10 protein-coding genes and 1 pseudogene are annotated in these 10,197 nt (G+C 58.5%); 1 reads left to right on the top strand and 10 read right to left on the bottom strand.

Annotated elements, in window-relative coordinates; all coding sequences use genetic code 11:
- Positions 1-59: 59 nt before the first annotated feature.
- The 9 genes from A3AU_RS0127335 to A3AU_RS0127295 all read right to left on the bottom strand — a co-directional run bounded on the left by A3AU_RS0127335 (position 60) and on the right by A3AU_RS0127295 (position 8,600).
- Positions 60-1,159 (bottom strand): IS3 family transposase gene (locus tag A3AU_RS0127335; protein WP_154674525.1). Its coding sequence is split into 2 segments (ribosomal slippage): positions 60-907 and positions 907-1,159, totalling 1,101 coding nucleotides; the frame shifts between segments, so codons are not numbered across the junction.
- Between the two features lie 48 nt (positions 1,160-1,207).
- A complete protein-coding gene (locus A3AU_RS1000000139195; protein WP_154674682.1) occupies positions 1,208-1,681 on the bottom strand; it encodes a hypothetical protein in 474 nt (157 codons plus the stop codon).
- A 196-nt stretch (positions 1,682-1,877) separates the two neighbouring features.
- Positions 1,878-2,144, bottom strand: a complete 267-nt coding sequence (locus A3AU_RS0127320; protein WP_027055704.1) for a hypothetical protein — start codon at positions 2,142-2,144, stop codon at positions 1,878-1,880.
- 77 nt (positions 2,145-2,221) lie between these two features.
- The gene (locus tag A3AU_RS0127315) at positions 2,222-3,148 is read right to left on the bottom strand and encodes an IS1595 family transposase (RefSeq protein ID WP_027055703.1); all 927 of its coding nucleotides are present in this window, start codon (positions 3,146-3,148) and stop codon (positions 2,222-2,224) included.
- A 196-nt stretch (positions 3,149-3,344) separates the two neighbouring features.
- A complete protein-coding gene (locus tag A3AU_RS01000000136230) occupies positions 3,345-3,827 on the bottom strand; it encodes a hypothetical protein (protein WP_032918265.1) in 483 nt (160 codons plus the stop codon).
- Positions 3,827-4,303 (bottom strand): hypothetical protein, encoded by a 477-nt coding sequence (locus A3AU_RS01000000136225; RefSeq protein ID WP_032918262.1) that lies wholly within the window; start codon positions 4,301-4,303, stop codon positions 3,827-3,829. Before A3AU_RS01000000136225 ends, A3AU_RS01000000136230 begins: the two co-directional genes overlap by 1 nt.
- Positions 4,296-4,580, bottom strand: coding sequence for a hypothetical protein (locus A3AU_RS0127305; RefSeq protein ID WP_027055702.1), 285 nt, complete (start codon positions 4,578-4,580; stop codon positions 4,296-4,298). Before A3AU_RS0127305 ends, A3AU_RS01000000136225 begins: the two co-directional genes overlap by 8 nt.
- Positions 4,581-4,970: 390 nt before the next feature.
- Complete coding sequence (locus A3AU_RS0127300) at positions 4,971-6,962, bottom strand: CocE/NonD family hydrolase (protein WP_027055701.1); 1,992 nt, start codon at positions 6,960-6,962, stop codon at positions 4,971-4,973.
- A gap of 75 nt (positions 6,963-7,037) precedes the next feature.
- Entirely contained in the window at positions 7,038-8,600 is a 1,563-nt protein-coding gene (locus A3AU_RS0127295; protein WP_027055700.1) for an ABC transporter substrate-binding protein, read from the bottom strand.
- Between the two features lie 103 nt (positions 8,601-8,703).
- Between A3AU_RS0127295 and A3AU_RS0127290 the strand changes: the two genes are divergently transcribed.
- A complete protein-coding gene (locus A3AU_RS0127290; protein WP_027055699.1) occupies positions 8,704-9,525 on the top strand; it encodes a helix-turn-helix domain-containing protein in 822 nt (273 codons plus the stop codon).
- Between the two features lie 26 nt (positions 9,526-9,551).
- Here the strand turns inward: A3AU_RS0127290 and A3AU_RS1000000140895 are convergent.
- Positions 9,552-9,695 (bottom strand): annotated as a pseudogene (locus A3AU_RS1000000140895) (MBL fold metallo-hydrolase); the annotation flags it as partial.
- Between the last annotated feature and the right edge of the window lie 502 nt (positions 9,696-10,197).

The raw sequence follows: 10,197 nt of genomic DNA, 5'->3' as shown, positions 1-10,197 counted from the left end.
TGACCTGAGACCCATCTTTGCTCCAGCTCAGTGGAGAGTCCGGGGTTTCATTTCTGGCCTCATGCGGCCTGTTTTTCCAGTGCCATTTTCATGGCGAATTCGCTCGGCGTGATGTTGCCCAGTGCTGAGTGTGGTCTGTGCCGGTTGTAGTCCTCCTTCCAGAGCTGGATCGCCGCCCGTGCTTCCGCGAGGGTGGAAAACAGCGTTTCGTTCAGGCATTCGTCGCGGAACCGGCCGTTGAAGCTTTCCACGAAGCCGTTCTGCATCGGCTTGCCGGGCGCGATGTAATGCCATTCGACGCCGCTCTCCTGGCACCATTTGAGGATGGCCATCGAGGTCAGTTCGGTGCCGTTGTCGGAGACGATCGTGCAGGGCTTGCCGCGATGGGCGATGATGGCGTCCAGTTCCCGGGCCACGCGGGCGCCTGACAGCGACGTGTCCGCGACCAGCGCCAGGCATTCCCGCGTGAAGTCGTCGACGACGGCCAGAACCCGGAACCGCCGGCTGTCCGTGAAGGCATCGCTGACAAAGTCGAGCGACCAGCGCTCGTTCATCCGGCCCGGCACGATCATCGGCCTTCTCGTTCCCAGGGCCCGCTTGCGGCCGCCACGCCTGCGAACCTGCAGCTTCTCCTCCCGGTAAAGCCGCCGTAGCTTCTTCTGGTTCATCACCATCCCTTGCCGTTCAAGCATGATGTGGATGCGCCGGTAGCCGAAGCGCCGCCGCTGCGCGGCAACCGTCTTCATCGCGGCTCGAAAGACAGCATCATCGGGCCGGATGCTTTTGTAGCGAACGCTCGAGCGATCGACGAAAAGAGCCTTGCACGCCCGACGCTGGCTCACCCCATGCTGATCGCAGGCGTGGACCACAGCGCTTCGCTTGGCATCGGGCGTCACCATTTTTTTGCAGCGACATCCTTGAGGATGGCGTTGTCCAGCATCTGCTCGGCCAGCAGCTTCTTCAGTTTGGCATTCTCTTCCTCCAGCGCCTTCAGCTTGCGCGCATCGGAAACGTCCATGCCGCCAAACTTGGCCTTGTATTTGTAGAACGTCGCTTCCGAGATCCCGTGCTTGCGGCAGACATCGGCGGTCTTCATCCCCGCCTCCTGCTCCTTCAAAATCGCGATGACCTGTTGTTCCGTGAACCGTGAACGCTTCATTCGTCCGTCTCCTCGATCAGACGGACTCTACCAAAAACTGGAGGAGATTCAGGGTCTCAGGTCAGTTTTGTTGAGCATATCAAAATTCAAAAATACGTTCGGAAAATCGGGAAACAGAAGGCGCGCACACATTCTCTGTACCGCAGGAGCGGTAAATTTCATCGGGCGTCGACTATGAGCAAATCCGTTCCTCAGCACCCGTACTAGATTGAGGTCATGTCGTGTTTTTTTGCCAATAAGGCTCAGGGCATAAGCCATTTGCGTCTTGGTGGAGAATCCGCCGCACGGACCGTTGTAATCGAAAATGTCATTGATGCCATTTGGGCGCATGACTGTTCTCAACAATGTCTCTAAGCTGCGTTCTAGCAGAGAGGCCAAGAGGACGGCAGCGGCACGATCAGAGGCGCTATAAAGCTCGACCTCTTGGGCTCTACGATGGGCATTGGTCGGCGCTTCGTCTGCGAATTTTTTGAAGTCGGAGAGATATGGTTTATCCGCCAAATATTCCTCATCAGAATCCACCTGATGCCCCCCAGGACCGCGCCTCATATTCCGACGAGGAAGCTGATCAGCGCGGTGACTTGATACTCAAGCGCCTTCTAGAAACCCCGCCTCAGCCTAAAACAAAACCCAAGACGGAAGCGAGTCCGAAGAAGCGCGGGCGACCCCCAAAGGCAAAAAGTGATGACTGAGAAGAATGCTATCGCGCTGGCCTTCGCTAGCCTCGATCCGTTCCCGCCAGCGTTTGTGTCATTGTTAGAAGACGATCTACGGCGCTTTCTAGCTCGGCAGAAAGAAGGTCAGAGACGGCCGGGTTCACATTCGCAAATGTTTTTTGGCGCGCTCCCGCCAGCGCCTGTTCGCGTGTCTTCGCAAGAATCCCGGCTGGATCTCCGCTCGCCCTCAAAAGAACGGAAGCCATCTGGCAAATCATCCATTCGAGGGCGTAGAGGCGAACCTCGCCCTTGAGTTCATCCTCATTCATGCGTTCAGTCCTTTGCCCATCGCTTTCGGCGCTTTCGATCAGATTTTGGATCCGATTTGGACGGCTCCCAAGGCCGCTTAGTGGCTTTCTTGGTTAGCAGGCTGTCGATAGGTCAACCGCTTGCCTTCGGCACCCTTGAGCGCCTTGGCGGCGCGCTCTGCGTCCTCCACGCCAAGCCCTGAGCGGTTGTTGTACCTGAAATCGAATTCGCTCAAATACCTGTGAAGGTGGGCTTCGCTTACCGAGTGATAGACGCCATTGATGCCGCGCTTAAGGATCGAAAAGAAATTTTCGGCGGTATTGATGTGCATGTAGCCGCCAAGGCGAGCGTATTCGTTAGCGGAATGGTTCACGGTGCCGTGGCTGGCATACTCGCGGCCAAGGCGAGGATAGACAGTGCTTTCGTCGGTCATCAGTGCGCTGGCGCGGTCGGCGGTTGTTACGATGATCGGGCGCACGGTGTCAGCAGTCACGTTCGCAACATGGAAAGAGGCAACGCGACCGTCACGCTCCACAAGCGACAGGACGGCTTTCTTAGGCGCCGGTTCGCGATGTGCGCGGTTCTTCGCCTTGCCGCCGACATAGGCTTCGTCGGCCTCCACAACCTTGTTCGCGCCACCCAAGCCGCCGGCGGGAACACCTTCGCGCATGGCTTCGCGAATGCGGTGAGCTAGAAACCAAGCCGTACGATAGGAGCCGATGCCGAGGTTGCGCATGAGCTGATGGGCGCTGATGCCTTTCTTGCTCGACGCCATGAGGTGTATCGCAAGCAGCCACTTATGCAGCGGGATATGCGAGCGCTCCATGACGGTGCCAGTGCGGCAGGTAAATTTGCCCCTGCATTCGTTGCAAAGGAACATGCCAGCCTGTGTCTTGCCTTCCATGCGATGGACGCTCACGCCGCCGCAAAGCGGGCAAGAAACACCATTCGACCAACGCGAGGCTTCGATGTGCTCGCGGGCAGCGTCTTCGTTGTGGAAGCGTTCTTCGGAAAGGCTGGTCATCGGTCTAATCTCCAATGACCAGAATATGCCACAGAATTCATGCTAACTCAAGTGCATAATTGCCTGATTTTCACTGAGAACTGACCCGGCATTTCCACCGGGGGCGCCAGCCTATTCTCTCGGCGGGTAAACTCTGTTCATCAAGGAATCATGGAATTCAATTTTTGATGCAATGGAGCGTCGAACGCTACTCAATTCAATCGTCCTTTGACGACATGTGATAGCAATAGTCGCAGAGTCGCGGATTGTTGATAGACTTGTTGCCTACCTTAAGAGGCTCACCGCACCTCGCGCAGTCGCCACTCACTGCGTAGCCGCAGAAGAAGAATTCTATGGTGATGCCTGTTTCTACATATGTAGCGTTGTAGCACTCAGGACAGTCGTGAATCGTTGGCTCAAGCCCCTCTTTGGCAGCAATGTAGTCATCAATGCCGAAGCTTGCCTGTACAATTATCTCCACGGTCTTCTCCGCTGAGAATGTATCGCTGCATGCCTTGCAGCACCCCTCAATGTCACCTGGTTCGCCGTTGGTTTCGTCTTTCTGGTAGACGAGCGAGGATCTACAGTTCGGGCATGAGATATCATCGCGTTCGGCAATCTCTTGCCACCAGGGAATTTCTTGAAAAGTCGCGTTGCAGCTGTCTTTCAGCTTTCTGAAGAACGCACGTTCTGCAAGCATCACATCCCAGGTATCGCCGAGTTCAGCTTTCGGCGACTTTTCCAAAATAGCGAAGAACCCTTCCACCGAGGAAAGCAGTCGGCTATCACCTGTCGTATCGCTGGTTTCGGCGTAGCGGAGTGGTAGTGCTCAAAGTCATTCCGGAGCTTCTGAAGGCCTTTGATGTCGCCAGCAGGCCATGTGAGCTTGAAACCCTTGAAGCGCTCACGGAGTTCCGCGAGGTCAATAGTCTGCTGGCCCTTGGCTGCATATGCTACCTCGCCGTCTTCGTCCAAAATGGGGGCGAATTTCGATGCAAGGATTTCCATGGGGTCGGCGTCGTCTGGCGCAGCATTCAAAAGACACTGTTTTCCAAGACGCAGCACCCCTGCGTAGAAATTCCGCAGCGCGCTTATCGGCCGAAGTTCGTCGTTGGATTGAAAATCCTGGATACCAAGCCTGAGCGAGGCAATGGCGTTCTCGTAGATTTCACTCATCGCGTCTGAATCCTTGGTCCGCGTAGACAGCCATTGCGGCCACGTGGTCGAACATCTTCTTCAGATGCTTGCTCATGAGCACTTGTACGGTCTTCGGAGCCTGGCCGCTATCGTAGACGGACCCTTCGATAGCTTCCCGGAACTGCTTCACGGCGGCGCTAGGTGTGGTTCCTGCAAGATGGGCGTAGTTGCTGGCTGACAACAGAGCAAGTGCGTGAAAGGCGTGCTCAAGAGCCATCAGCCTCGCCAAGTCATCTTCACCCCAATTGGCGCTCATTGTTCGCTCCCTCCAGCCTCCGTAGTCTCTGAACGATTCCCCTTCGCTTCTCAATTGTTGACAAGGGAATCCTTGGGGCGGTACACCTTCGCGTACACCAACTAGGTGTACGTTTCTTGATTTGGGCGATTTTCGCCAGCGCTATTCGTGATTTAGAATCAATGACTTATGGGCGGACTTCTCGCAAAGTCCCTCCGGGCCCACCATTATACTTATCTATCAATGGCTTACAGGTAGGTTTTCCAACAGGTTCGCCAAGCATCGGCTTGCGGGCCGCGGGCCGCACGACGCGATCCATGCCCTGTACCGCCAGAAGAACCTGAGATGCCTCACGTGAATAGGAAGCTGGAGCCTTCCAACCCATCGAGTTTGAGCGGCTTTTGTGCGCACCTACATATGGTCACGTGGGATGCGAGCGCTACGCTCGCGCTCGAACACCTTCTGGCCGTCATCCAGTGCTTCAACCCGCTCCGAAATCAGCCACTCGGTCGCGGTGCAGGAGAGATGGGTGGTGCAACGGCTTTGCGTGCGCCAGCCTTCGCGCTCGGCACTGCACGTCCAGCGGATCTCGGCTGTCAGCGACAGCGGATCATCAGACGCGATCGACCATACCTCCTGCCGGGTGTCGCGCATGCACAGTCCGTTATCCGGGTGGCGGCTAAGACCCGTATCCTCGTGCACCCGGTAGTGGGTCACGCCGTTTTGCAGATCGCGTTCAACGGAGCGGCCGGATGATCCTGCCGTCAGGACCTCGTAGCGCGGCAAAGGATCGGTATTGGATGGCTGGGGGATTTCGATCCGGCGATGCTCACCGAGCAACGGCAACTCCAATTGCAACTTGGCGAGATCGATCGTCAGCGTCGCGTCGCGGGGCGGCGGCAAGATCGTCGGCCAATAGGCGTTGGACAACGACAGACGCAGACGGTGACCGGGGGCAAAACGGTAGCCGCAGGCATCGAGTACCAACTCGATTGCGACCGTCTCGCCCGGCTTCAGCGGCTCTGGTTCGGCATTGCCGTTGCGATGCGCTAGGTTGAGCACACCGTAGCTGACGCGCGTCGCTACACCGTCGGGATGGACGTCGACCAGCCTGACGGCAAGGTTGGCCAGGGCAGCATCGCTGGAAAGCGACAGCCTTACGAGCGGTTGGCCAAGGACGACGCATCCTTCGGCAAGGACGGCGCTGTCGAAAGTAAGCGATCCAGCATCATCGACACGCTGGTCGCCGGCCATTTCCGAATCCGGCTTGTGCGTGAAGAATTCTCCTGCTGCAGTGCCCGTATCCTGAGGAGAGCGGAGGAGGGCAGTTCCTTGCGCCTGCGATGAATTGCGCTGAGCGAGCCTGCCCGAAGCGTCCAGGCTGAGGACGAGCGTGTCGGGAACGTCCCATCTGTCCACGGCAACCCAGTAGCCCGGGTCGGTGTCGCGCCGACGGTCGGGTCGCGGCCCGTCCAGGATATAGGCACGCAGCCTCGGCGTATTCTCCAGTTTGTTGTCTTCTGCGCACAGCCAATGGCGCCACCATGAAATTGCCTCGGCATGGAAGTCGGCGCGGGGCTTGGGATCGGCAAAATGCGGGTACTTGTGAACCCATGGGCCAATCATGCCCCAGGCCATTTCCGGCATCCCGGCGACCGCCTTCAAGGGCGTGTTGCGGTAGCCGTCGGCCCATCCGGCAATCACCAGTGCGGGAATGGAGAAACCTTCAAAATCCTCGCAGATCGAACCGTGGCGCCAGAAGTCGTCGCGGCGCTGGTGGGAGAGCCACTCGTCCATGAAGAACGGCTCGCCTTCCAGCCGCTCGAGCCACATATCGCGCCAGCGTTCTCCGACGAGATCGGGATCGGGAGACCGCGACTGGAAAGCATTCATCGTCGCCGCCCATGACAGTTGCGCCGATAGATGCGCGCCATTCTTGTAATGAATGTCGTCATTATAGCGATCGACAGTGGATGACAGGGAGATCACGGCCTTGAGAGCAGGTGGCTTGAGGGCCGCCACCTGAAGCGCGTTGAACCCGCCCCAGGAGATCCCCATCATGCCGACATTGCCATTCGACCAATTCTGCGCTGCGATCCATTCGATAACCTCGACCGCATCGGCAAGTTCACGCACGGTATATTCGCCGTCGATGACGCCGTCGGACTCGCCGCAGCCGCGAATGTCGACACGCACGCCCGCGATGCCGGCCGCCGCGAAGACCGGATAGGTGGACTCATCACGCGGGGCGGTGCTGTTGCGCTTGCGATAAGGCAGGAATTCGAGCACCGCCGGCACCCCGCCGGAAGCCGGTTCGGGCATCCAGATGCGTGCGGAAAGCCGGGTGCCGTCCTTTAGGACGATCCACTCATTTTCGATGACACGGAAATTCCTGTTCGTCATGCGATCAACCACAAAAGCTCCACGCGGCGGCAAGCACACCATCCCGCCGCCGAAAAGGCACGATCATTCTCCGGTTCAAGCCTCCAGCCAGACCCGGCTGGCGATGCGGCCATTGGAAAAGTCATTGCCAATATCGGGAACAAAACCCTTGAGACGGCTCGTGCAGGCGTTGATGAAGTCGTTGAATACCGGCAGGATCAGGCCGCCCTCATCTCGCACCATCAGGGCCATGTCACGGTAGAGTGCCCGCCGCTTGGCCTCGTCCAGTTCACCGCGCGCCTTGACCACCATCTTGTCGAAGTCGGGCCGCTTGAAGCGGGTGTCGTTCCACTCCGCATTGGAAACGTAGGAAGTGGAATAGCGTGCATCCTGCGTCGGACGTCCACCCCAAAAGGAGGTGCAGAACGGCTTGACGTTCCAGACTTGCGACCAGTAGCCGTCACTCGGCTCGCGCTGCACATTGATCTTGATGCCGGCCTTTTCCGCGCTCAACTGGAAAAGCTGGGCAGCATCAACCGCGCCAGGAAACGCCGCCTCGGAAGTGCGCAGCAGGATTGGATCCTGAAGGCCAGACTTCTTGAAGTGGAATGCAGCCTTGTCGGGATCGTAATTGCGCTGCTCTATATCGGTAGGCGCGAGCGCATAGTTGGCGTTGACCGGGTAGTCGTTGCCAATGGTGCCGAACCCGCCCAGAACCCGCTTGAGGATAGCCTCACGGTCCACTGCATATTTGAGCGCCAGGCGCAGATCGTTGTTGTCGAAGGGCGCGGTGTCGCAGTGCATCAGGAAGGAATAGAACCCCTTGCCGGAGGTACGCAGGATCTCGACGCCCGGAACCTGCTTCAGCAACGGCACGACCTTGGGTTCGACGGTGCTGATGAAATCGACCTGACCGGAGCGCAAAGCGCTGGCCCGTGCGGTCAGATCGTTCAATACGGTAATAAGGACGCTATCGACGTAGCCTCGGTCTTGACGCCAGTCGTCGGTGTTTTTTTCGAAAGCGGCCCGAACGCCCGGCTCGAACGCAACCAGCTTGTAGGGGCCTGTGCCGATTGCTGCCGCCGTTTTTTCCACGCCACCGCCTGGCTGGATCTGAAGATGATAGTCCGTAAATACAAGCGGCAAGTCAGCGTTAGCCTCCTTGAGCGTCACCACCATGTCGCCCGCCCGTTCCTCAATGCGGTCGATCCCGGACAGCAGGCCCAACGCGCCCGATTGCGATTTCTTTCCGGCGTGGCGGCGCAACGTCTCGACTGCATCGGTAACAGTAAACGCCTTGCCGTCGTGGAAACGGACGTCCTTTCGTATCTTGAAGGTCCACTCCTTGGCGTCGGCCGACGGGGACCAGGAGTCGGCCAGCGAGGGAACCGCCGCGCCTGTCTTGGGGTCGGTTTCGACCAGCGTATCGCCCCAGCAATGCGCGATCACAAAATTGACGCTGGCGGACGCCAGGGCCGGGTCCAGCGAATCGGCAGAGGCGCCGCCATCGAGCCCGAGGCGCAACTGTCCGCCGCGCACCGGCGTTTGCGCCGTGGCCGGCGACGCCAGAGAGCCGCCGGCTGCGACAAGGCCCAGAGCAACCCCCGCTTGAAGAAGATCACGGCGTGAGAGACTCGATAACCTGCTGGAAGCGCTCATTGGGTTCCCCTTGGAGTGAAGCCTTGTGGCCGATACTAGGCCGAGCCCGGGTCAGCGCAATTTCGTCGCTTGAAGCGTTTTTAAGCGAGTTTATACTGTCTCCATGAGCAAGCCACCGGCCAATTTCAGCAACAACCTGAAGCTTGCCTGCAGCACCCACAGATCGGTATCCGATTTGTGCCGCACCATCGGCATCAACCGGCAGCAGTTCAACCGCTACCTCAATGCAGGAACCCTTCCTTCCGCTCATAATCTCCTGGCGATCGCGGCAGCTTTCGGCCTCGAACCAGCCGATTTCGATCTTCCCCCGGGCATCTTCCGCAACAGATTGGGCGAACGGCGCCGACAAACGGTTCTGCCGCGGCCGCTGGCCGACGCCTTTCCGGGTGACCTGCATGCGCTCGGACCATATCTCGGATTCTACCAAACATGGCACATGTCGCTGTCCTGGCCTGATCGGATCGTCTGCGCCTGCGCTCACTTGCGTGAGAACGGCGGACAAGTTCTGGTTTCTACCCTCGAGCGCATCGAGGATGCCGAAAACGGCATCGTACAGCGTTCGCGCTACACGGGGCTCGTGGCGTATCGGCACCAGCGCATTTTTGTGACCGAACTGACGCGAGGCGAGGCACCCACCTTTGGACAGACGATCCTCATGCCGTTCGAGACGTACCAGCGGCGCTATCTGCGGGGCGTCACCATGGGGATATCGTGGCGAAACAACAATCTGCCCTACGCCACCCGCACCGTCTGGCACTTTCTTGGGAAACTTGTCGACAAGAGAAGTCTCATATCGCGTTGCGGCATCTATGCGCTCAATTCCGCGGTGGTACCCGCCGCCGTGCTGTCTTTCCTGACCGAGGCCCAGCCGATCGTCGCCGCGCCTGCGCAGACACCAAGACCGGGTCGCCGAGCGCATCCTTGAGCCCGACAGGGTCGAGATGACCGGCCATTGTATATCCGTTGCCAGATCTGCTGCACTTCCTTCACGTGCTCGCCGATCGTTACCAGCACGCCGCTCTTTGCCTTCAGATAACGAGCAGCTGAAAAGTCATCGGCATGTGGATGGGTGTCAAGAAGCCACTCGAGTTCCAGATCGTGGCCGTCGAAATAGTCGAGATCGCGAGGGCGTTTGTCATGCTGTCGAAGGAGATCGTGCGCAAATCCGAGGTTATGCAAACCTGTCTTGGGCGTCTGAAATGGGCATGCCCGTGGTCGAAAGTCGTCAGCGGTTAGCCCGACGGCACCCGAAATTGGCTGTCAGCCGGTTGTCAGGTTGGATTCGCTATCCCGTACCGTGACGGTCGCAAGCCGTTGTGGCCTACAGGTTGAAATACCAATCGTATTGCCACGTCCCCAACCACCCGAATGGAGACCTCATGTATCGCACTCTCATTCCAGCCGCCTTCGCGGGCATCTTCGCCGGAGCTGTTCTGGCTGCCGGCACCTGCTGCACGGCCGCGACACCTTCGGCCGAACTGGTTTCCTAACAGCACTCCACGAGGAGGATAAGATGACCAAGATTTCCTTCAATAGATTCGTCTGGCTCACGCTGCGTGCATCGACGGCGCTGATGCTCACCATTGCACCCTACCAC

The sequence above is a fragment of the Mesorhizobium erdmanii USDA 3471 genome (assembly GCF_000472705.1).
GTDB classification, from domain to species: Bacteria; Pseudomonadota; Alphaproteobacteria; order Rhizobiales; family Rhizobiaceae; genus Mesorhizobium; species Mesorhizobium erdmanii.
Note: the sequence above shows the minus strand (reverse complement) of the source record. Positions and strands in the feature narration are given on the sequence as shown.

Excerpts from the sequence above, each read along its gene's own strand:
- A3AU_RS0127320 (WP_027055704.1), bottom strand. The coding sequence starts at position 2,144 with ATGAATGAGGATGAACTCAAGGGCGAGGTTCGCCTCTACGCCCTCGAA.
- A3AU_RS0127315 (WP_027055703.1), bottom strand. The coding sequence starts at position 3,148 with ATGACCAGCCTTTCCGAAGAACGCTTCCACAACGAAGACGCTGCCCGC.
- A3AU_RS01000000136230 (WP_032918265.1), bottom strand. The coding sequence starts at position 3,827 with ATGCTTGCAGAACGTGCGTTCTTCAGAAAGCTGAAAGACAGCTGCAAC.
- A3AU_RS01000000136225 (WP_032918262.1), bottom strand. The coding sequence starts at position 4,303 with ATGAGTGAAATCTACGAGAACGCCATTGCCTCGCTCAGGCTTGGTATC.
- A3AU_RS0127305 (WP_027055702.1), bottom strand. The coding sequence starts at position 4,580 with ATGAGCGCCAATTGGGGTGAAGATGACTTGGCGAGGCTGATGGCTCTT.
- A3AU_RS0127300 (WP_027055701.1), bottom strand. The coding sequence starts at position 6,962 with ATGACGAACAGGAATTTCCGTGTCATCGAAAATGAGTGGATCGTCCTA.
- A3AU_RS0127295 (WP_027055700.1), bottom strand. The coding sequence starts at position 8,600 with ATGAGCGCTTCCAGCAGGTTATCGAGTCTCTCACGCCGTGATCTTCTT.
- A3AU_RS0127290 (WP_027055699.1), top strand. The coding sequence starts at position 8,704 with ATGAGCAAGCCACCGGCCAATTTCAGCAACAACCTGAAGCTTGCCTGC.